Genomic DNA, 22,572 nt, shown 5'->3' on the forward strand with positions numbered 1-22,572 from the left:
AGAAGCGGAATCAGGCAGCGATATCGCTTTCTGCTCCCATTGAGACGGTAATTTTAGTGCCAACACCTACTTTCGACGATATTTCAAACTGCCCGCCCATATTTCTCATTAGGGCCTCGGCGATTGACAAACCGAGCCCTGAACCATCTAGGTTTGAGAAGCGCTGATAAGGTTGTGTACATTTGTTGATTTGCTCTGTTGTCATGCCATTACCAGTATCTTCAACCACAATAGACATACGCCCATAATCAGACAACTCGGTGCTAATTTTCACAGAGCCACCTTCAATATTGTATTTAATGGCATTTTCAATCAAGTTTATAAGCACTTGCCGTATACCTCGAGGCTCTATGTTAACGCAGATATCACTGCCCAATTCCGTATCTATTGAAACCTGTTTCTTGTCAGCTAATGGCTGTACCAGCGTGGCGATCTCCTTAATGAGTTTGTTTATCGATAGTCTTCGAAAATTACGCTCGTCTACCGTATCAACTAACGACGAGCTTTTAAGTGAATATTCGACAACATCTCGCATTAAAGAAGCCGACTGATGAAGCGAGTCCATTAATGCCTTGTTCTTAAAGTCATCGTTAACTTCAAACCGCTTACGCATAATATCAGACAGCCCCAACAACCCATGTAGCGGCGTTTTAAGTTCATGGAATAACTTTGCCATCATTTCGTTTCGAAGATTGTTCTCGGTTATTGCTTTCTCTCTTGCCGCTATTAACGAGTTTTTTATACGCGTCGCTTCAGTAATATCTATAAATTCGTAAATGACTAAGCGCATAAGGCTCTCTTTAGGGCACGCTATATCGAAGTATTCAAAAAGTAAGCCTTGCCGCACTGTTACGTCTCTAATGCCGTTGATGGCTGTGTTAATGGTTATTGGGTTATCTGCGCCCACAGATTTGTCCCAATCCAGGCCTATTGAGTTAGAGAATTCGTCAAACGAGGCGCCCAAAAAATCAGAGTGACTAATATTGAATGATTCAGCGGTAACGTTATTAATTGCCACGACAGCGTTGGACGACGTAGCTCCCTGCTCAATGCCAATAGCAATACCCGAAGTGATGCTGTCGATAACATCGGTTGCCACTGAGCGTAAATTCTCTCTCTTTTTGAGTGCTCTGCGCATACCGCTGCGTAACAAAATTGCCAACTCGGGGTTATCAACTTCTAAAAACGCTTTTACACCTTCAAATGCCTTTTCTATTGCTTCTTTGTGTTGAACACTCCATGGAGCAGAGCGTCCTTCAACGTTTTCTACCCATTTGTTGAAGCTTTGCCTTGGAGTGTAGCGCAACACTCCGTCTTCTTCCTGTGCATAATGCCTTGGATCTCCGCCCCACGTTACCGTCTGATTCAGCCCTTTCCGATATATAACGATGGCGCAAAAAGGCGCGTTACTTAGAATATAAATAGCCATTCCCGCAACATTATTCGACAATTTGAACGCGAAAGGTGACTGTTCATAAAAGTAACATCCAACTTCGAACCCGTTGGCGAGGTGATCTCTCATTTTAAGCAGTTCGTTTTGCTTAGGTATGTTTCCCAAACTGGATATCTCATTTCCTATGAACAAAGAGATGCCTTGACCACCAGACAGTTTATGCAACGCGACGTCAGACAATATAAGAGTTTGAAAAGGTTCGACTTCTTCCTCTACCTTTTGCATTAAGCGATTCACTGCATTTTGACTACGCATTGTCATTATTTTTTGTTGTTCATGAATGGCTCGCTCAAACGCCTTATTCAAGCCGCTAGCCATTTGCTGAAAATAAACGAACTCGTTTATATCTACTGTCCTTTTTTCGGCGAAATGCAGCGAAAGCAGCCCCCATAGTTTATCTTCGACAATGATGGCGCAAGACAACGTGCTGGCACTGCCCATATTCTTTAGGTACTCTATGTGAAAAGGCGAAATGCTCCTTGATAAACAAAAAGAAAGATCAATGTCTTTCGCGTCAATATTTTCAGGCTCAACAACAAGTGCCGTAGCAGGTTCAACATTAAACAGATGTCGCGTTTTCAACGCAAAATAAAGGTTCCTTGCTATTTTTGGTATATCGGTTGGAGGGTACCTAAGACCAAGAAAGCTTTCTGTGCCTTCCGCTATTCGTTCACTTATCACCTCGCCTGACCAGTCTTCATGAAACTGGTAAATCATTATGCGCTCAGCATCAATATTATCGGCGACAAATTGACATACGTGGTCTGCACATTTCCATACGTTTGCTACATCTAGGTTATCTAACTCATTTAAGTATTGTTTATCGACAATAGGATTGGCGTTCTTGTTTTCACTAAATTCTAAAAATGTATAACCGTTGTTATTATGCTTTAACCACAACCCCCCTGAAGAATCTTTAATAATTTCGTGAGGCCCATCAGCAAACTTTTCTCCTGTTAAAGGCAAAACAGCCTGCGCCCTCGCCTTAAGCTTTTCATCAACCCCTTCAGAGAAACCAACCATCTGATTCTCTTTGAATACAAGAACATGCATCCCATACTGAAATGCCCCTGTTTGCCTTAAATTTTCTTGTTCACACTGCTCAAACTCTTTGGCATAGCGCACATTACTCGTGACCATTTTTTCCTTCCTTGACTAAATTAATTGGCGTAGTTTCTTTTCAAAACACGAAAAATCTATTGGCTTTACAAAAACATCGACAAAACCAGCATCCATAAGCACGTCAATTTCGGCAGGGCGAGATTTGGCAGTGAAGGCAACAATGGGACAAGAAAAGAGCTTCTGCATCTTTGGCAGAATGGTCAGCGAATTACCATCAGGTAACATGATATCTAGCATAAGCAGATCTGCAGTGGTGCCTGGTTGAGACTGAGTAAAAGTATTTAATTCGGCGATGGTGTTGAAGCGCGTAACCTTTGTGACACCAAGCAACTCCAACATGCCCTCTGCCACTTGAAAGTTTATATCGTTATCTTCTAAGTAAAATACGTGCTTTTCCATTTCAGCCCCTTGAGTGTGCATTTTTTATACAAACATAGTGCATGAATTTCAAAAAATAAAGGCCAGGATTTACGCATATTTTTAGGCACTTACATTAAGCAATTACTATATTAGCAATTCTCACCTGTACCATTTTGTGCATGGTAAGCACGTACAGCACTGCTTTTAAATAAAGAGGCGCGAGAGAAAGCCGATTGTCACTTTAATTGCCTGCTTTTTTACTTGAATAATTGGTGAACTGTAGGAAGTGACGCTATGCTTATTATCAATTACGGAAATTAAACACTGATACTGTAGGTGGTTGAAGCTTGTGTAAGTTTACTAACGTTAAGCACACCCCGCATGCAAGGTTAAGTGTATTAGAAATGGAATATTTAAATGAAACTATCAGCACTCATAATAGCCACAGCCCTCATACCACTTTTCGCATGCACGTCAGTGGTTGACGTTGTTGAACAACAAACCGAGATCCAGCCAGATGAAGCCCGGATAGACTTCTACTCTTATCGCGGTGTGGATTTTAATAACAAACGCGAGTACGTAACCCTGATGTGTTTTAATAATCGACCAGACGGGCGATTGATTTTAAGAGATGTGGATGAAGGAGAGCACATACTGTTTGTTCGTGCGAAGGTTGTGAATGCTAACCTTCAAATGGGAAAAGTGAGGGAAGCTATTGTCCGCTTAGATGTTAACCTTGAGGGTGGTAAACGCTATTCTTTATCTCAAGCTAGAGAAAATCACGACATGAAAGTGTGGCTGAGAGAGACAGACACAGGAATACCAGTATCGGAAATTGTAAGCACTCGCGTTGAATATCCTAAGTTTGTGGGAAATCTACGCTTTAAGCAGTGTCAAGAAGGCACTATTTAAAAACTAACGTGCTCTTATAATGACATCTTTAAATGACTTAGGTAATTAAGCTAAATATGGCTTCGCTTAAGTCATCTTTATGCGCTTTAAGCATGCGTTGAAGCTTTCCTTTTTTGTATGAGTAAGATTCAAGCCAAAGAAACTAGCGCTCTAAATACTACGTACCAGATTCTACATACCAGAGCTTTTGCCCGTTTTAGGCCACTATTGGGCTTCCTATTGTACTTTCTATTGCACTCTCCTTTGTACTGGCAATCTTGCCATGTAGATGAGCAAGCTTATCTACATCCCAACGTAAATTGTACTGCTGTAATCGCATTAGCGACGTCCAATGAGCATGCTTTGCCGTATAATCTCATCAACAATACAAATACATGTAGCGAATAAGATGCTACAAAATGTAATGCGCAAAACGAGGTAATTTTGACGACACCGCTAGCTACTGTTTCAACCAAACAAGTCTTACAATGGATAGGCTCACATTTATTTCTTTATAAACCTCGTGTTGTCGGCGCTGTCATCGCACTTTTCACAGCCGCAATTGCATGGCTGCTTTTAGGCCAAGGTATTAAATACGCCATAGACAGCGGCTTTATTGAAAACGCAGCAGGTACACTAGACAAGGCAACGGTGCTTGTTTTGGCCATTACTATCGTTGCGTGTTTAGCCACGTATGCGCGTTTTTATCTTATGACATGGTTGGGTGAGCGTGTTAGCGCCGATATTAGAAATCAGGTGTATGCACATTTACTGTCTCTCCCCCCGTCATTTTTTGCTGAACTTAGAACGGGTGAAGTTATTTCGCGATTCACAAGCGACACGACAATTATTCAAACGGTAGTTGGAATGAGCTTGTCGATGACACTGCGCTCAATTGTAACGTTTGTCGGTGCTTTAGCGCTTATGACTTTTTCTAGCCCATTGTTAACATTTTGCGTAATTGTTGCTGTGCCGGCAGTTTTAGTTCCAATAAAGATATTGGCTCCTCAGGTTCGTCGCTATGCTAAAGAAAGCCAAGATAAAATAGCTGACCTTGGTGCGCGCATAGATGAAAGCTTGCACGAAATTATGACTGTACAGGCCTACACTGCTGAAAATGCCGAACGACTGCACTTCTCAAAAAAAGTTGAGCAAGCCATGGATGTCGCTAAAAAGCGTATTCATTATCGCTCGCTGCTTATTGGCTGCATAATGTGCATTAGTATGACAGCCATTATTTTCATCGCTTGGGTGGGCGCAAGACAAGTGCTTGATGGCACAATGACAGTGGGCGAACTTTCGGCATTCTTATTTTATGCAGTAATGGCAGGAGGCAGTGTCGCAACTATCAGCGAAGTGATCGGAGAAGTTCAACGGGGCGTGGGCGCAAGTGAGCGTTTATATGAACTTTTCACCACTGAGCCTTCCATTCAAAATATAAGCTCAAAAGAAAACCTCCCCTCAACCTCAGTTCACGCACCAAACACTGTTTCAAAGCAAGCGCCTAGAGTTCAGATAGAGAACGTAAGTTTTGCCTATCCAAACAGCAAGCCCTTGTTTAACCGTTTAAATATTGATATTCACGCTGGCGAGCGCCTTGCCCTTGTTGGGGCGAGCGGCGCGGGTAAAACCACGCTATTTCAATTATTAATGCGCTTTTATGACCCCAGCGAAGGGCAGATTTTGTTTAACGGCAAGCCTATACACAAAATGCCAATTGAAAGCTTACGCCAACATATTGCCGTAGTAACTCAAGAGCCCGTTGTATTTGCAGATTCAGTATTAGAGAACATTCGCTACGGCAACCCAAGTGCCAGCGATGAGCAAGTTGTAAACGCAGCAAAGCAAGCGTTCGCTCATGAGTTTATCGATCACCTCGATGAGCGCTATTACACCCAACTAGGAGAAAGAGGTGTGAAACTTTCAGGCGGTCAAAAACAACGCATTGCTATTGCACGTGCTATTTTGGCCGACCGCCCTATTTTGCTTCTTGATGAAGCCACCAGCGCGCTCGATGCCATGAGTGAACGAATGGTTCAACAAGCTATCGACAGATTGATGGTAGGCAAAACCAGTATTGTTATTGCACACCGACTTGCCACCGTTCAGCATGCCGACCGTATTTTAGTTATGGACAAAGGGCAAGTAGTAGGAAGCGGCGATCATGCATCGTTAATGAAAAGCGATACCTTGTACAGGGAATACGCCGAACTGCAATTGCTTAGCTGAACCGCCTATGGTGCTATACGGTACAAAGTAGAGGTTAGCCAATCGTTTTAATTACAGGCGCGTTGGTAAGACAAGAAGTATAAAAATACTACGGGTTTAAAATGAAAAAATTAGTCTATGGTGCATTAAAGACATGGACACGTCTTTGTGCTGTTTTTTTGGTGGTAATACCAACTGCTAACGCGCAGTTTATGGGTGACCGACAGGCAAAGCTTGTTGTAACAAAACCGATAGCGTTTATGAACGAAACACGCAATGTAGAAGCTGTCGGAAGCGCAGAAGCGGTTCGCTCTATCGTTCTATATCCAGCGGTCTCTGACGAAGTCACCGAAATTAATTTTGTCCCCGGGCAATCGGTAGAAAAAGGCAAAGTGCTAATTCGTCTTGATAATAGACGCCAACAAACAGCACTAAAGCGCGCCAAACTAACGCTCGACGATGCACAGCGCACCGTAGAACGACTGGCATCAAGCTATAAACAGGGCGCAGTACCTGTGAGTGAACTTGACTTAGCACGTACACAGCGTGATCTGGCTGAAGTCGCCTTAGAAGAAGCACAGGCTGATTTAGAAGACAGGCATATCATTGCCCCTTTTGATGGTGTGGTCGGCATTACTGACGTGGAAGTCGGTGACCGCATTAACGAACAAACAGTCATTACGACACTGGATAATAGAAGCAAGTTATTTATTAACTTCAAAGCGCCAGAAGCAGCGTTACCCGTTTTATTAAATGCACCGAACGTCACGCTTGAACCATGGAGCGACAGAGAAAAGCAAGTAAAAGCTGAAATAGCACAAGTCGATTCCCGTATAAATGAAGCCGACAGAACCCTTCGCGCCAGAGCGCTTCTTGATAATTCATCTGACCAATTTCGTCCTGGCATGAGCTTTCGCGTTAATTTAAGCCTTGAAGGAGACCGTTACGCGGCCGTACCAGAAGCAGCATTATTGTGGGGCGCAACGGGTGCTTACATATGGCTTGCGGTCGATGGAAAAGCTAACCGTGTTGATGTAAGCGTACACCAACGCTTAAGGGGTACTATCTTGGTTTCTGGTGATATCGAAGAAGGCGACACCTTGATTTCAGAGGGTGTTCAGCGCTTACGCAGCGGCCAAGAAATAACCACCGAATTGGCCGGAGGGCCTCAAGGTGAGTGATCCAAACCTATCATCTTCGGTAAGTGACCTACCTTCTTTATCAATACGACGTCCTGTCCTTATCGTTGTATTAAACTTACTTATCGCAATTGCAGGCCTTGCGGCCTTAAGCGGACTAGAGGTTCGCGAACTCCCCGATGTCGATACGCCTCGCATTACGGTAACTGCTGAATTTCCTGGCGCTTCACCTGAAACTGTGGATGCTGAAGTAACCGGGCGTTTAGAAGGTGCTGTTGCCCGTGTTAGCGGTGTTAAAGATATTTACGCACAAAGCGAAGAGAACTCCGCTCGCGTGCGTGTAGAATTTCGTCCTGGCATTAACTTAGAAGATGCCGCAAACGAAGTACGAGAATCGGTGAGTCGAATTCAAAGGCAACTTCCTGAAGATGTTGAACAGGTTTCAATAATTCGTGCAGACAGCGATGCACAAGCCGTTGTAAGCCTTGCTGTTTCAAGCGAAACTTTGGATATGGAAACACTGACAGAGCGCGTTGACACCGACATTGCACCGCTATTTTTAAGTATTCCAGGCGTTGCCGACGTAGCACTTAATGGTGAAAGAGAGCGTGTTCTTAGAGTGTCTGTAGACTCGCTTCGCCTGACCAGTTTTGGTCTGTCGATGAGTGACATCGCAAGCGCCCTTTCGCTTGCCCCATTTGATGTGCCTGCCGGCAGTATTCAATCAGCCGAACAGGCACTTATTGTGCGTGCTGATGCAACATCCGTTTCAGCCGAGGATGTAGGTAACATAGTTGTTAGCGGCGATATACGCATCAACGATGTAGCAAGTGTTTATTTCGGTCCTGCTGACACAACTAGCATGGTTCGCTTAGATGGAACACCTGTTATCGGCTTAGGGATAATTCGACAAGCAAGTTCCAACACTATCGAAATCTCGGACGAGGTGCTTGCGATGGTCAAAGACCTCGATAAACGCTTTACCGATATGAACATTGTGGTGACTTCAGATGACGCTGAATTCATTCGTGACTCAGTTAAAGAAGTAGTGGTATCGCTTAGCCTTACGGTTGCACTTGTTATCGTTACTTTATTAGTCTTTATTGGCTCTTGGCGCGCAACCATTGTGCCTGCGCTTTCAATTCCCGTCTCTCTCGCTGGCGCTTTAGCAATTATCTGGGGAATGGGTTTCTCAATTAACATCCTTACCCTGCTCGCGCTGGTGCTAGCTACCGGAATGATTGTTGATGACGCGATAGTAGTGTCAGAAAACATTCAGCGTCGCCGCAGCATGGGCTTAGGCGCTCGCGCCGCTGCCGTTGTTGGTACCAGAGAGGTTTTCTTTGCGGTTGTAGCAACAACGGCGGTTTTAGCCTCTGTTTTCATTCCCATCGCATTCCTCCCATCTACAGCAGGCCGCTTATTTAGAGAGTTTGGTGGCGTGCTTGCTGGCGCTGTAGTGATCTCTTCTTTTGTTGCGCTGTCTTTAGTGCCAGCGCTTACGGCACGCTTAAAAGTGAAAGAAAACAAACAAGGAGGCCTGTTCAGTCAAACCTTTGGGCGTTTTGGAAATGCGTGTTTACGGCTTTATCAGGCGTCGCTTTTAAAGGCGCTCAAATACGGATGGGTAGTAGGAATACTAAGCCTTGCAGCAGGCGGTGGTGCCTATATTTTGGCGCAAAATATAGATAATGAATTACTGCCAAGTGAAGATAGAGGCACCATACGGATTTTCGCTCGCGGCCCAGATGGCGCAGGCCTAAACTTTATGGACAGGCAAGCTGAGAAAATGGAAGAACTATTACTGCCCTATGTAGATAACGGCACCATTGACTCTATTTATACCGTGGTTGGCTCTTGGGACCCTAATATTGTTTTTATCACCGCGCCACTAAAACACTGGGATGATAGAGACCAGTCTCTGCAGGATGTAGCGAATGAAATACGTCCAAAATTACAGCAAATTCCTGGTGCACCAGGCAGTGCATTTGGCGGCAACAGCCTGAACCTAAGAGGTCAAAGCGGTGGCCTTGAAATAGCGATTACAGGCGACACTTACGAGAACATTTTCGAAGCATCTCAAGCATTCTCTCGTGAAATAGAAGACGCTCTGCCAGAGTTAGGCAGACCAAGAATCAGCTACGATCCTACTCAACCTCAAATGCGTGTAAACATCGACAGGCGACGCGCTGAAGAGCTTGGCGTGCCGCTGACCGACATTGCTAGCACCCTACGTGCCGCGGTTAACGGAGACGACATTGCAGATTTAAATGTGGGCGATCAGTCTATTCCTATCATGCTACAAACCGATAATCGCAGTACGTTAGACCCATCAGAGCTCACCAGCCTATACGTTAAAAGTAATGACGGAAATTTAGTACCACTTTCGAGCGTGGCGTTTATTAGCGAAGAAGGCGTTGCAGCCGAGCTAGAGCGTCAAGCTCAGCGCAGGGCAATAAAGCTTGAAATGGAGCTACCCGAAGATGTCGCATTAAGTGACGTAGTTGATAACATTCGCGCGCTGGCAGCGGAATCACTTCCCAATGGTATTGGATTGGTGTTCTTAGGTGAAGCTCAAGCATACGAGGAAACCTCTAAACAGGTAGCACTTACTTATGTGCTGGCTTTCATCATCGTTCTGCTTGTTTTAGCGGCTCAGTTTGAAAGCATCAATAGTGCCGTTGTTGTGATGCTCACGGTTCCATTTGGCATTGCAGCTGCTGTTTATGCCCTGTTTTTAACGGGAACAAGCATCAACATCTACTCGCAAATTGGCTTGGTCATGCTTATAGGTCTACTAGCGAAAAACGCGATTTTGCTTATTGAATTTGCCGACCAGCTTCGCGACAAAGGTTACGATATTTACGAAGCCATTGTCGAAGCGGGTAAAGTTCGCTTGCGCCCAATTATGATGACACTAGTTTCCACGATATTAGGTGGCTTGCCACTTATATTGTCTACTGGTGCTGGCGCAGAAGCACGAAACGCTATCGGTTGGGTTGTGTTCGGCGGCTTGGGTATTGCGGTGGTCTTTACCCTTTACCTTACGCCAGTACTTTATCTTGCGTTAGCACGCTTCACTAAGCCACGTGCAGATGAAAGTGCAAAACTAGAAAAAGAAATGGAAGATGCACAAGCGCAGCATTCATGATGACCGCAGCTAGATTCAGTTTTCTGAAGCTTGAAGCCTAAACCGCCATATAGCGTGTACTTGAATACCGTAATTCTTACAAGCTTTGTGGTTTAGGTTTTGCGGTTTAAACTTTGCGGTTTAGGGTCTAACATTGTCGTTATTTGTTTTTACAAAACGTTTTATTTTTTTTCGTTCCGGTAAAAACAAGTAACTGGTCTATCATTTCCTCAAAATAAGGGTTGTAAGTAAGCCTTGCATAAACCCTTTCTTTTTCCCCATCCAACGCGTTGTAGCCCCATGGGCCGTACCACACTTCATCGCCCGCTTTGCAGCGCGCCTCAGCGTCGCTACCCTGCCCGTTGTCGCATATACGAAATTGACTTTTAATGCCGTACAGTTCGTTTTGAGAAGAAAACAATGAACTCATGTGAGACGCTGCGCTGATGCGCTGCTCAGGTACATCCATAGTTTGCATTACAAGTGTATTTGTAGGCACATCTGGCACTTCTTCGCCCTGCCAAATTAAGCACTTTTTGGGATGAATAAAATTATCTCTAAATTGCTCAGCTACAGTTGATGTATCAACCACACTGTCTTTTTCAGCTACCACCATAAAAACAGGTAAGTTCAGCTTACTTTTTTGTTCACTCGACTGGGAAAACAAATCTTGCAGCACATTTACGCTTTCTTGATAAGCCGCGAACCCAGGCATAGCAGTTGAATTGTAGCGTGAGGGGTTATCTTCTTCTTCAACATTTGGCCAAGGAAAAAGTGAATCGATATAAGGAGCCAAGCGAGAAACAAAAAAGCGCGATTTAAATGCAGGAGAAAAATGAACAAGCCCTTTAATATCCAGTTTTTCGGCCATTGAAAAACTAGCGATTGTTGTTAGATTTGAGCCCGTTGAGAAACCACCAATGTACATATTTTCCACTTCTTGGGAGAACAAACGAATGTGATGATTGGTCTCTGCCTGCCATTGCTGATAGCTTACATTTAGCATATCTCCGGGTTTAGAGCCGTGCCCTGGCAATAGAATGGTTCTCACATGAATACCCTCTGTGCACATTGCGTTTGCAACGTCACGAAAGAAATAGGGCGAGTCGCCTAACCCATGAACTAACAATACGCCAGTACCGCTGTTTTCTGTACCGCATTCAAACGGCATATTCATGGTAATTTCTTGCGCTTTATCTTCAGAGATAAAGGTTCTGTGCTTTATAAGGTATTGTTCTACCTCATTTAAATAGGAATTAAAAGGTTGTATTCCGATTGGGAAACTTTGCACGCTGGCACTAAATTGAGAACTGTGTGAGGAATGACAGCCACTCGACATGAACAAAACTAATGAAGCGGCACACGCATGCACCGCTTTATATAGATGGTGAGGCATTATTAATCTAAATGTCCAATGCAATTAAGTGCGTTATTGCAGCGTATCTTTACCTGACACCAATGCCTTGGCGAGTAACTTGTGCGTTAATAACGATAACAACTCTGTCTCTTCTTCGCTGCGTTCGCCGTCTATGCCAGTTATTGCCATAGCCACTTCAAGTGTTTTTTCCGCATCGAACGACAAATCATTCTTTAAACTGCGTAGAAAGGTAATGGTATCGCCGGTATCGATGGCCTTTCGGGCTTGATAAATAGTGTCGTTAAGGAATGCTTCTGGACAAATTGGACTTTGCCAATCTAAAGATTCAACCATGGCATTTAAGTAGTCTTGTTCTGTAAGTGTCACCATTCCGTCAACTTGATAAAGCAACACTGAAAGCTTGATAAGCGCCTGATTAAAGTTTTGTTGTTCTGATAATTGCATAACACTCTTCCTCTTCGTACTGTACGCAGCAGTACCACAACATGCTCCGCTTCCTGCAGTAGCAATAATTTTTTTGCGTCTACACGGCTGCACATTAACCCACAAACATAAAAAGCACATCGCTATTTATTGCAGCTCTTTGCAGCCTTGAATTTCTTAAGCAGGCTCGCAAGACTTACAATATAGACCGTTGAATTGACGGTAATGTTACGCAGCGATGATACTTTAAGTTCACAATGTTAAATAAGTGTAAACAACCTCTGTATTATAGGTGTTTTTTGACAGGTTCCAAGTGTCACACATCGCAAAAGTTACTGGAAATATGAAGAAGCTTGAAAATTTACAACTCGAAAGCGAGTGTGTCTGCTCAAGAAGGTTAATTTGGAAAAGGTCTGGCCCACCCTTTGTACGCGTGGGCCAGACCCAATTTCAAAAGCGTATTAATTACGTTTGAATTTGGCTTAACGCAATCCCAAGGTAATGTCGTTAATGTAGAAATTCCCTGTATAGACTTTATCGTTATTACCGTGAGATTCTAATGCAAAAAACTGCTTATCTTGATCGTCTAACGCTTGATAGCCACCAATAACCTGATAAATCCACACTTCAGGATCAAATTCTAAAGCATGCTCTTCAAAGTAATCCAATGCTGCTTTTGGCTGACCAGAATCGATAACCTCACAGAAATACGCCTCTACTGCTTTTTGCAATGGATCTTTCTCTAGCGACACGGTTGATTGTTCGGTTACATCAATATCAACAGGCTTGGTGTCTTCGTGTTTAGACTGACGTTTATGAACGTGAGTCAAAGACGCCACAATGTGTTGATAGTCCGCTTCATGCTCAACGTTATTAACATCGGGGGCGGCGTTGGCAATAATAGAGTCTGACTGATTAAACAGTACAGGAACATTAGTTAGGTTAGCGTAGTTGCCAGGCGAAAAATCAGGCTGCTGTTCCATGTGCAGCAAAAAGCCTTTGAGTAAGCGTGTGCGACCTTGAAACTCTCTGAAGCGACCAAGCAAATCCAACAGGCGCGCTTGTACTACAGATAACTCTTGCGCGGCTTTAGAGAAGCGTTGCTGTAGCGACACTACTAACAGGTGACGCAATTCTCGGTGGGACCCTGCCAGTTCACTTAATTCATCGAAACGAAAGCACTCTAGTTGTGCCAACAAGTCTGTCACCTGACCTTGGGCTAACTCATTTTCACGAATTTTTGCTTCAACTGACGACACATAGCCGAATTCATTATTAATACGGCCAAACATAACACGTACGCTATTACTTAACGATTCAGAAAGCTGATAGACGTGTTCGGTTAAATCGCCCATGTGGGCCGCCGCTTCGTTGTATTTGTTGTAGTGGAGTGCTTCTTTGTAATGTTCAGTTAAGGTTTTAAGGCTCGCCAGCGAAGCGCCAATATTGGCGTTAATAGTGCGGTTTCGCTCGTCCTGTAAACTGCCTTCTAGAAGCGTTCTTACCGCGCTTTTTAAACGCAGTTCGCTTTGCGCTTCAGGGCGCCACAATACACCTAGCTGAACAAGCTGCTCTAAAACTTTAGGGCTGTGATCGCGCTCTTTCACTGAGCCATTAATGTACGCCTGCATGATAAGGTCGCTGTGACGACCAAGCGCATTAAGTAGCTTTACGCCTGCCTGAATTAACACCTGGCTCATATCAAGCTACCTTGCGAAATAGCGGCCTCCGCCTGCTCTGATAAACTTAGCGCTTCGGTTTCATCAATAAAGCGCAGCATCTCGTACAAGTGCTCAATTTTCCCCGTACCCAAATAAATTTGTTTATCTGGATTTGGTTTTATCAAATAGCCCATTTCGGTTAAGCGTTTGAATACCTGTTTTAACTGCCCATCTAAGTTCACACTGGTAGAGCCGAACATGCGATAGCGCGATATTTTCTCTAGCTGTTCTGCGTAAGCTGGCGTGTCTTCAATGGTAGTTTGCAGCTCGTTCAAACGAATAGCGCTTCCCATGGTAATTGGCATGTCAGATTCATTGGCTTGCTGAACCAGCAACAACCACTCTACCAGCGGCACCAAGTTCGACGCCGTATCTTGAAACTGTTGCGTAAGCACTTTTCGCTCATTCTCACCAATGGTAAGGAAGCTAGCAAAAAACACATCACCTTCAGCAGTGGTCGATAATGTACGATTCAATAGCGCCAAATGAGGTTCTAACTGAGCAGCGTTGTCTCTTGATTTCAGAAAACGCCACGCCTCTTCATCGGTCACCTGACAAATAAACGCGCCTTGAAGAAGTGCACTAAGTACACGGCCTTGTTCTGTCATCATGCTGATGTCTCCTCACCTGCTACTTCACCGTTCTTTTCTGCTTCTTTTTTCAGTTTAATGCGCGCCCCTATAGAGCTTGCTTTTGGCTGAACCACCTGCAGTTGGCGGGTTACCTTGTCTATCAAGTAGCGGTTTTCAAACAGCGTCAGTACTTCCGATTCTGGATTAGGGAACGCGCCGACTACACTGATGTTATTGTTTTGACACGCTTCAAAGATTTTCTTCACGTTATTTTGGTGAAGTGTACCTAGTTCATCGATAGGCCAATGCACGGTGGCATCGGCATCACCACGAAGAAGGCGGGTGAAAGCGAGTAAGAATTTACACAAGATAAGATAGGCCATACCGTGGCTTGATGATTCATTAAGCTGGCGGTCGGTACGAATAACAAGGTCACTGTTACCTTCACGTAGGTGAAGTTCGATATCAAGTAGCTTGCTAATGCCGCCCGTAAGCGCAGCACGGCCAAGAATATCAAGAACCCGGCGCATACTTTGCCCGTATTCTTCTTCTGGTAGCTCGTTAGCTCCCTCTTCCATCCAGTGCTCGTATAGCTTTCTAAATTGCTCTAGCTCGGGCCAGAATTCAAGTTCACTTATACGTGAGCGAATTTTAACCGCAGAGTCTGATACACCATCAAGCGATAGGTCGCCGTCTACTTCTTGGGTAATTCGGCGGCTTTGCGACACAATGCGTTTGTCGATATCAGCAAGTACGAAGAAGTACTGCGATAGGTCTGCACCAAAAATACGGCCTTGCTCACGTAAACCCTGCAGTTTCTGCGGAACAATCACGTTTAGAAGCTGTGCTAAATGCGACACCATACGGCGGTGATCAAAACTTTTCACGCCGTGGGCGTTCAGCGTTGCGCACTCTTCGCGAGCGCGCTCCCACGTATCAGATAGCCCCGTTCCCGCTTGCGCGGCAATTAGCTGGTCGAACCTTTCTACATAGGCGCGAATATCGCTTAGTAAGTTTTCGCGCTCTTGAAGCTGGCTTTGCACTTCTGATATACGCTGACCAATACTTACGTCATCGTGCTTAATTTCAGCCGTTTCGTCACCTGCTTGAAGGGTAAGCTTGGCAAGAGATTTACTTAAGGTTTTAACCTGCTCCAGGTGCTCACTGGCAGTTTTGAGCGTAGTTTCAAGCTGCCCGTGCTGCTCTTGAAGCTGTTCGCGGTTAGCTTTATAGGTTGCCTGTTTACTGGCTAAATTACGCTCAGATTCACCCAAAAGCTTACGAGACTTCGACAAGCCTTCTTGCCACACTACTTTTTGTTTGGTGAACACGTTTGTGTACCAACGTTCGTAATCGGCCACTTTGTGACGGTGGGTTTCAGTGCGTGTAATATCTTCTTTAAGCTTATTAATTTGCTTCTTAAGCTGACCTATTTCATCAACATCCACACCGCGATTGCTTAATTCGCTCTCCAGCCAATCCTGCATATCTTTACGGTCTTGTGCAGCGTTGTCTTTGGCCTTACGTATATCGCTATCGGCTTTAGAAATTCGTGCTTCACTATCGGCAATAAGTTGCTGCCAATGGAATTTGTGCTCGGTTTGTGCTTCACGCTGCTGATCTTTTATTTCGTCGCGGCTAAGTTCAAACTGCGCTTTGGCTTGCTTTTGCGACTGCTGGTTGGCTTCAAGCTTAGTCTTAGCTTTTTGCTTACGTGCAGAAAGGGCCTGCTGGTATTCGCTAAGTACTGTGTCACGATCTTGCTGTGCGCGTTTACGGCTGGCTTCTGCACTTTTGACTGCATTGTCTTTTTGCGTAACCACTAGCTCGGCGTTGCGCACGTCTTCGTTCGCTTTCGCCAATCGCTGTTCACATTCGTTTTGCACGGCAAGGGCAGCGGCTTGACGAATTTCAGCTTCTTGCAGTTGCTGCTTAAGCGCTTGCTCGGTAAAGGCATAGTCTGGGGTTTCAAGTTCAGTAAGCGCTAACTTAACGCCCATAAAAGCGTCGCTGGCGCTTTGCGCATCCTTTACCATAACGGGCGCTAAATCAGTACGCTCCAATAGTTCAGGGCGAATAACTTTACCTAAGGACAATTCCCAGTCATCAACATTGGCGCGCAAAAACTCAAGTAGCGAGCCTTCACCGGGGTAAAGTAGCGCGTTTATTTTGTTAACCGCTTTTTCATCTTGTTGAAAGGCGTTACGGGCTTTATCTAAAGCATGTGAGCACTCTTTACGAAACTCTACCGACTTACCATGCGCCTGTTGAGCCTGTCGTAGTTCACCACGTGCCGCATCTTCATTAATAGATGCTTCTTTAATGGCCGCATCCAGAATATCTAACTGAGATTGCTCAAACTCGTTGTAGCCTGCGTTACTGAGTGAAGCTTTAAGTTCAGCTTCAGCAACTTTTAGCTCGTTTAAACTATTTTGGTAGTCGTTCTGAAGCGCACTCAGCTGACTGTTGTAGTCGTCTTGAATACGACTTAATGCTTCACGCTCGCTCTGCTGTTGCTGGGCTTTATTTTCTGCTGCTTCTTGGCGAGCCGCTGACATTTCTTCCAATGTAATAGACAGTTTTTCACCTAGCTCAGCTAAACGTTTATTGTAAGCCGATTCAATGTCTTGGTGCTTTTCAGTCAGCAGCACATAGCGACTGTCAGCCATGGCTTTTTCATTTTGCCACTGTGCTAAATTTGCTACGTCTTCTTTAAGCTGCTCAATATTTTCGTCTTGCCACTTGTCGAACTCGCGCTCAACCGTATCAAGCTCGCTGGTGAACTTCTCTACATCGGCTCGGGCAGATGAAATTACTTGGTTCAAGTGGTCGCGGGTATCTCCCCACTCGCTGTCAGTCTGCTTGCGCTGAAAACTGTTTTCATCCAGTTCGTTCTTGGTGGTCTCAACGCGCGCGGCCAAATAAGTTTTATCAAGTTCAAAGCTATGCTTAAGGTTAGCAAGCACTTGCTCTGTACTTGTTAGCGCCATGTCCGCTTGCTCAAGCTTAGAAAACTCGGGGCGAATCTTGTCGAACTGTTTAATTAAGTGACATTCCTTAATCCAGTCATCGACGCGATGACGGCTAAGGCCTGAAGTAGGCGGAGTAACGCCATCCTCTTCTAGTATGGCGGCAATCATAGCCTTGATGGTTTCCATCTTGCCTTCTTTCGAGTGAACCGCTTTAGCCAGTTTCTCGATGTGGCGCATGTGTTTTGACGGTTCGCATAGGCTAAAAATTTTGGCATAACCTAGAAGCTCACGCGCATTATTGCTTTGGTTAAGTACACCATGGTCGTTTTGAATAATTGCGCGGAAATCTTTGGTATTAAGTAAACTTGTTACCAGTACGTTATTGCGCTTCATTGCACGTGCTAGCTCGGCACTACTTACACTGGCATGTTTGCCATTCTTTTGCTCTATTAGGTAGTCGCTAATTTCAAAAGGCTTACCAATTAGACGGTAGTTTACGCCGGTTCCGTTTGAGCTTAAAACCGCTTGGCACAAGTCACCCTCGGCACGGGTGTATTCATAAATAATAAAACTGGATAGACGAGGTAAATACCAACGTTCAAAACTATCCCGAGTAGCGGGAACTACACGACTAGGATATTCACCGTAAAACACGGGAATAAGTCGTTGTAGCGTGGTTTTACCCGATGCATTGGTACCACAGATGTTGGTGTGCCCATCAAGCTTTAGCTCGACAACGCCCGGTAAATGCGTGTCGATTAGAATAATACGTTTTAAGCCTGCCATAGTGTTCCTGTATCAATAACCCTGCTGAGTGAAAACTCACACAGCACCAAACTGTACTCGCCCGCTTATGTAGATTGTGCGATTTGAGCAATTAACGCACACTTTCACGAAAGCGAGTGTACGCGCACGATGTAGCCCGCCAGTGTATTATGAATTGGTTTATTTGGACAGATGCGCAGTGTCTTGTTGGTTATAAAGCGCACTATTAAAACAGAATAATTTTGCTACCTATTGTTACTCGTGGACTTTTTCTCAACGGCGATTAAAGGGTTTCCTAAGAATTAAAATTAAACCTGAAATTTATTCTGGCTATAAAGGTCATTTATAAAAACTGTCAGCACCAAATCAAAAAAAGCCCTTCACTGCTGAAGGGCTTTTATCTTTATTAGTTTAGCTACTCGCGAAAGGCTAAGGTTACTGAACAGTTAGCGAGGTGGAAAACCGCCGCCACCGCCGAAGCCACCTGGTCCGCCAAATCCACCTGGACCGCCAGGGCCTCCAAAACCACCACCCGGAGGCATCATGCCTTTCATCTGGCGCATCATCTTCTTCATGCCGCCGCCAGACATTTTCTTCATCATTTTCTGCATTTGCGTAAACTGCTTAAGTAAGCGGTTCACGTCTTGAATTTGCGTACCTGAGCCTGCTGCAATACGACGCTTGCGCGAACCTTTGATCATATCTGGACGTGCGCGCTCAGCTGGCGTCATAGAATTAATGATGGCTTCCATTTGATTAAACTGCTTGTCGTTTGCCTGATCTTTAATTTTGTCAGACATACCGCCCATGCCAGGCAGCTTATCAAGCATACCCATCATGCCGCCCATGTTCTTCATTTGCTCAAGCTGATCTTTAAAATCTTGAAGGTCGAAGCCTTTACCTTTCTGTACCTTCTTGGCCAATTTCTCGGCCTTAGACTTATCAACCTTACGCTCAACCTCTTCAATAAGGCTAAGTACGTCGCCCATACCCAAGATACGAGAAGCTATACGCTCTGGGTGGAAAGGCTCTAGCGCATCGACCTTTTCGCCCATACCAATAAACTTGATGGGTTTACCTGTAATGTGACGAACCGACAGTGCAGCACCGCCTCGTGCGTCACCGTCCGCTTTGGTAAGAATCACACCGGTTAGCGGAAGCGCGTCGTTAAAGGCCTTAGCAGTATTTGCAGCGTCCTGACCTGTCATGGCATCAACCACAAACAGGGTTTCGATAGGCTTGACCGCAGCATGTAGCTCTTTGATTTCGTCCATCATGTCGTTGTCGACATGCAAACGACCCGCCGTATCTACAAGCAGCACGTCGAAGAAGTTTTTCTTCGCTTCGCTTATTGCATCGTTAACGATATCAATGGGCTGCTGTAAAATGGTCGATGGATGAAAAGCAACATTCACTTCACCAGCAAGAGTTTCAAGCTGCTTGATAGCGGCTGGACGATATACGTCGGCACTCACTACCATGACTTTCTTTTTCTCACGCTCGGTTAAGTACTTGGCAAGTTTACCTACCGAGGTAGTTTTACCCGCACCTTGTAAGCCCGCCATAAGCACGACAGCTGGAGGCTGAGTAGCGAGGTTGAGTTTCTCGTTCGCCTCCCCCATCACCGACTCTAGTTCAGACTGAACAATCTTGATGAATACTTGGCCAGGTTTAAGGCTCTTAGTTACTTCAGTGCCAACAGCACGCTCTTTAACTTGCGCAACAAACGCTTTTACTACGGGCAGCGCTACATCGGCTTCAAGTAGAGCCATTCGCACTTCGCGTAGCGTTTCTTTTATATTGTCTTCAGTAAGACGCCCTTTGCCACTGACATTTCGTAATGTCTGGCCTAAGCGTTCTGATAAATTCTCAAACATAGTATGAAACTTCTTTTTATTTCAGACGTAATGCCCACATTGTAACGTAAAAGCGAACCGTAACGTACCCACAATTACGGTTAAATTTTGAAACTTTTGCGCTAAGGCCTACTGTTTTTTCATGATTAGATTTAGGCACTGACATAGCACAATGATTATCAGTCTATAAAGTAACAGGCGCTAAATACCCACACTAAAAGTGGGTGTGAAACAAACAAAATCAAGGAGATGGTTGAATTTACTTGCAAGTTGCAGTATCAATACCGACTCAGTTGGTGAACACATCACCCACGTATTACAGGACGCACCATGAACACCCTTTTCGCCATCTCTGCTGCCTTACTTTACGCTCTTGCCGCCGCAGTGCTTATTGGCAAATTTGTACATCAAGACGGCCCCAACAAAAAACTTGGGCTGTCATTAGCGAGTGTCGGGGCAATCGCGCATATCGCTTTTCTTATCAATGTTATTATTGTTGCTCCCGGTCAGGACATGAGCGTAACCAATGTGCTGTCTTTAGTATCGTGGATAATTACTGTCTCTATGCTAGTTTTTGCCCGTGCGATACCAAATCTTATATTGCTTCCCGTTGTCTTTGGGTTCGCGAGCCTTACCGTTTTAGCTTCTCAGTTTATTCCTGTTTCTTACATCATGCAGATTGAACTTCAGCCAGGCCTTGTTATTCATATAAGTTTGTCTCTGTTCGCTTATTGCACATTAGTTATCGCTTTTTTATACGCCCTTCAAATGTCGTACATTACGTTTAGGCTAAAACAAAAAGGTGCTGCCTTGCTTCATTCATCTCTCCCACCGTTAATGCTTGTTGAAAATATTCTTTTCAAGCTTTTACTGGCAGGAACCTCTCTTTTAACGGTTTCTCTTATAAGCGGATTTGTGTTCTTAGAAGACATGTTCAACAAAACCTATGCGCACAAAACGGTTCTTTCAGCAGCGGCTCTTGTTGTTTTCCTTATTCTTTTAATAGGCCAGAAGTTAAGAGGATGGCGAGGCCGTCAAGTTATTGTGATGACGGTGCTGGGCGTTACTCTGCTTTCACTTGCCTATTTTGGCAGTAAATTGGTACGAGAATTTCTATTGTAAGCCTTGTTAAGTGCTCTGTTTTGTGACGTTGTTACATGCCTCAACACTCACCAATATAACTTGTTGTTTTCTAGTCAATTAGATGGATATCAGTAATTTTTCCTTGAAACCCAGACCTCAAATCAATACATTTGAAGACTAGTTATAGACAGGAACCCATTAATTGGACGACATATCAACGAGTACGCTGTTTATCGCGCTCGGCGTACTCATACTACTATCTGCGTATTTCTCTAGTTCAGAAACCGGCATGATGTCGATAAACCGTTATCGACTGAAGCATTTACAGGGAGAAGGCAACCGCTCAGCTATCCGCGTTGCTAAGCTTCTAGAAAGACCCGATCGCCTTATAGGTCTTATTCTTATCGGTAACAACCTTGTAAACATTGCAGCGTCATCGCTTGCAACCATTCTTTGTATTCGGCTGTTTGGTGACTATTGGGGGCTTTTTGCCGCTACATTTGGCTTAACGTTAGTGCTACTTATTTTTGCTGAAGTTACCCCTAAAACGCTGGCAGCACTTTACCCAGAGAAAGTCGCATTCCCGAGTTCTTTTATACTACTTCCATTACTGACGCTTCTTTACCCCTTTGTTGCTGCGATTAATGGCATTACCAATGGAATTTTGGCGCTACTAAGAATAAGCCCAGCAAACGGCAGTGATGATGCATTAAGTCGAGAGGAATTAAGAACCGTAGTGTTTGAAGCGGGCGCAATGATTCCAAAACGACACCAAGATATGCTTGTTAGCATTTTGGATTTGGAAAGCGTAACTGCTGAAGACATTATGGTGCCTCGCAGCGAAATTTTTGCTATTGATATCAATGAAGATTGGAAAAAGATTCAAAAAGCATTAACGCATGCCCAGCATACGCGAGTTTTGTTATACCGAGACCGTATCGATGATGCCGTTGGCTTTGTGCATGTCCGCGATGCGTTGCGTCTTCTGTCAAAAGATCAGTTCACAAAATCAAGCCTTCTTCGCGCAGTACGTGAAATCTACTACACGCCAGAATCTACGCCGCTTCATACACTTATGTATAAGTTCCAAGCAGAAAAAGAGCGAATTGCGCTCGTGGTTGATGAGTACGGCGATATTATGGGTCTTGTTACGCTTGAAGATATTCTGGAAGAAATCATTGGTGACTTTACTACGAGTATGGTGCCTGACCACAGCAAAGAAGCCCACGTTCAGCAAGACGGATCCGTGCTGGTTGATGGTAGTGCTAACGTTCGAGAATTAAATAGAGAAATGGACTGGAATTTACCAACTGAAGGCCCTAAAACCCTGAATGGTCTGTTGCTTGAATATCTGGAAGATATACCTGAAAACAAAGTCAGCGTGCGATTAGCTGGTTACCCTTTAGAAATTGTAGACATTTCAGAAAGCATGATAAAAACCGTCAGAATAATGCCGGAATATTATGTGCCCCCTAAAGAGTCGAATAGCGACCACTAGA

Annotated in this window: 14 protein-coding genes; 6 read left to right on the forward strand and 8 right to left on the reverse strand. The window is 44.5% G+C overall.

The window, feature by feature from the left end; translation table 11 throughout:
* Positions 1-10: 10 nt before the first annotated feature.
* Complete coding sequence (locus ACHUFN_RS03825) at positions 11-2,593, reverse strand: ATP-binding protein (protein WP_394220970.1); 2,583 nt, start codon at positions 2,591-2,593, stop codon at positions 11-13.
* A gap of 15 nt (positions 2,594-2,608) precedes the next feature.
* Positions 2,609-2,974 (reverse strand): response regulator, encoded by a 366-nt coding sequence (locus ACHUFN_RS03830; protein WP_394220971.1) that lies wholly within the window; start codon positions 2,972-2,974, stop codon positions 2,609-2,611.
* Positions 2,975-3,352: 378 nt separating this feature from the next.
* Here ACHUFN_RS03830 and ACHUFN_RS03835 point away from each other — a divergent pair, with 378 nt between their 5' ends.
* The 4 genes from ACHUFN_RS03835 to ACHUFN_RS03850 all read left to right on the forward strand — a co-directional run bounded on the left by ACHUFN_RS03835 (position 3,353) and on the right by ACHUFN_RS03850 (position 10,324).
* Positions 3,353-3,847, forward strand: coding sequence for a hypothetical protein (locus ACHUFN_RS03835; protein WP_394220972.1), 495 nt, complete (start codon positions 3,353-3,355; stop codon positions 3,845-3,847).
* A 423-nt stretch (positions 3,848-4,270) separates the two neighbouring features.
* Positions 4,271-6,055 carry an ABC transporter transmembrane domain-containing protein gene (locus tag ACHUFN_RS03840; protein ID WP_394220973.1) on the forward strand — a complete coding sequence of 595 codons (1,785 nt, stop codon included), beginning with the start codon at positions 4,271-4,273 and terminating at the stop codon, positions 6,053-6,055.
* Positions 6,056-6,156: 101 nt separating this feature from the next.
* The gene (locus ACHUFN_RS03845; protein WP_394220974.1) at positions 6,157-7,215 is read left to right on the forward strand and encodes an efflux RND transporter periplasmic adaptor subunit; all 1,059 of its coding nucleotides are present in this window, start codon (positions 6,157-6,159) and stop codon (positions 7,213-7,215) included.
* Positions 7,208-10,324, forward strand: coding sequence for an efflux RND transporter permease subunit (locus ACHUFN_RS03850; RefSeq protein WP_394220975.1), 3,117 nt, complete (start codon positions 7,208-7,210; stop codon positions 10,322-10,324). The genes ACHUFN_RS03845 and ACHUFN_RS03850 overlap by 8 nt, the downstream gene beginning before the upstream one ends.
* A gap of 139 nt (positions 10,325-10,463) precedes the next feature.
* On the opposite strand, the gene ACHUFN_RS03855 is transcribed toward ACHUFN_RS03850, so the two are convergent.
* The 6 genes from ACHUFN_RS03855 to ffh form a co-directional block, all read right to left on the reverse strand.
* Positions 10,464-11,699 (reverse strand): alpha/beta hydrolase, encoded by a 1,236-nt coding sequence (locus ACHUFN_RS03855; RefSeq protein ID WP_394220976.1) that lies wholly within the window; start codon positions 11,697-11,699, stop codon positions 10,464-10,466.
* Between the two features lie 33 nt (positions 11,700-11,732).
* Entirely contained in the window at positions 11,733-12,125 is a 393-nt protein-coding gene (locus tag ACHUFN_RS03860) for a TerB family tellurite resistance protein (protein WP_394220977.1), read from the reverse strand.
* 461 nt (positions 12,126-12,586) lie between these two features.
* A complete protein-coding gene (locus ACHUFN_RS03865; RefSeq protein WP_394220978.1) occupies positions 12,587-13,804 on the reverse strand; it encodes a phosphoenolpyruvate carboxylase in 1,218 nt (405 codons plus the stop codon).
* Entirely contained in the window at positions 13,801-14,436 is a 636-nt protein-coding gene (locus tag ACHUFN_RS03870; RefSeq protein ID WP_014978725.1) for a condensin complex protein MksE, read from the reverse strand. The genes ACHUFN_RS03865 and ACHUFN_RS03870 overlap by 4 nt, the downstream gene beginning before the upstream one ends.
* The gene (locus tag ACHUFN_RS03875) at positions 14,433-18,155 is read right to left on the reverse strand and encodes an ATP-binding protein (protein WP_394220979.1); all 3,723 of its coding nucleotides are present in this window, start codon (positions 18,153-18,155) and stop codon (positions 14,433-14,435) included. The genes ACHUFN_RS03870 and ACHUFN_RS03875 overlap by 4 nt, the downstream gene beginning before the upstream one ends.
* 425 nt (positions 18,156-18,580) lie before the next feature.
* Complete coding sequence (gene ffh / locus ACHUFN_RS03880; RefSeq protein WP_394220980.1) at positions 18,581-20,011, reverse strand: signal recognition particle protein; 1,431 nt, start codon at positions 20,009-20,011, stop codon at positions 18,581-18,583.
* A 309-nt stretch (positions 20,012-20,320) separates the two neighbouring features.
* Between ffh and ACHUFN_RS03885 the strand changes: the two genes are divergently transcribed.
* Positions 20,321-21,112, forward strand: a complete 792-nt coding sequence (locus ACHUFN_RS03885) for a cytochrome C assembly family protein (RefSeq protein ID WP_394220981.1) — start codon at positions 20,321-20,323, stop codon at positions 21,110-21,112.
* 163 nt (positions 21,113-21,275) lie between these two features.
* Entirely contained in the window at positions 21,276-22,571 is a 1,296-nt protein-coding gene (locus ACHUFN_RS03890) for an HlyC/CorC family transporter (protein ID WP_394220982.1), read from the forward strand.
* Position 22,572 lies beyond the last annotated feature (1 nt).

Source organism: Alteromonas gracilis (assembly GCF_043642145.1).
In the GTDB taxonomy this organism is placed as follows: Bacteria; Pseudomonadota; Gammaproteobacteria; order Enterobacterales; family Alteromonadaceae; genus Alteromonas; species Alteromonas gracilis_B.

Excerpts from the sequence above, each read along its gene's own strand:
- ACHUFN_RS03825 (WP_394220970.1), bottom strand. The coding sequence starts at position 2,593 with ATGGTCACGAGTAATGTGCGCTATGCCAAAGAGTTTGAGCAGTGTGAA.
- ACHUFN_RS03830 (WP_394220971.1), bottom strand. The coding sequence starts at position 2,974 with ATGGAAAAGCACGTATTTTACTTAGAAGATAACGATATAAACTTTCAA.
- ACHUFN_RS03835 (WP_394220972.1), top strand. The coding sequence starts at position 3,353 with ATGAAACTATCAGCACTCATAATAGCCACAGCCCTCATACCACTTTTC.
- ACHUFN_RS03845 (WP_394220974.1), top strand. The coding sequence starts at position 6,157 with ATGAAAAAATTAGTCTATGGTGCATTAAAGACATGGACACGTCTTTGT.
- ACHUFN_RS03855 (WP_394220976.1), bottom strand. The coding sequence starts at position 11,699 with ATGCCTCACCATCTATATAAAGCGGTGCATGCGTGTGCCGCTTCATTA.
- ACHUFN_RS03860 (WP_394220977.1), bottom strand. The coding sequence starts at position 12,125 with ATGCAATTATCAGAACAACAAAACTTTAATCAGGCGCTTATCAAGCTT.
- ACHUFN_RS03865 (WP_394220978.1), bottom strand. The coding sequence starts at position 13,804 with ATGAGCCAGGTGTTAATTCAGGCAGGCGTAAAGCTACTTAATGCGCTT.
- ACHUFN_RS03870 (WP_014978725.1), bottom strand. The coding sequence starts at position 14,436 with ATGATGACAGAACAAGGCCGTGTACTTAGTGCACTTCTTCAAGGCGCG.
- ACHUFN_RS03875 (WP_394220979.1), bottom strand. The coding sequence starts at position 18,155 with ATGGCAGGCTTAAAACGTATTATTCTAATCGACACGCATTTACCGGGC.
- ffh (WP_394220980.1), bottom strand. The coding sequence starts at position 20,011 with ATGTTTGAGAATTTATCAGAACGCTTAGGCCAGACATTACGAAATGTC.
- ACHUFN_RS03885 (WP_394220981.1), top strand. The coding sequence starts at position 20,321 with ATGAACACCCTTTTCGCCATCTCTGCTGCCTTACTTTACGCTCTTGCC.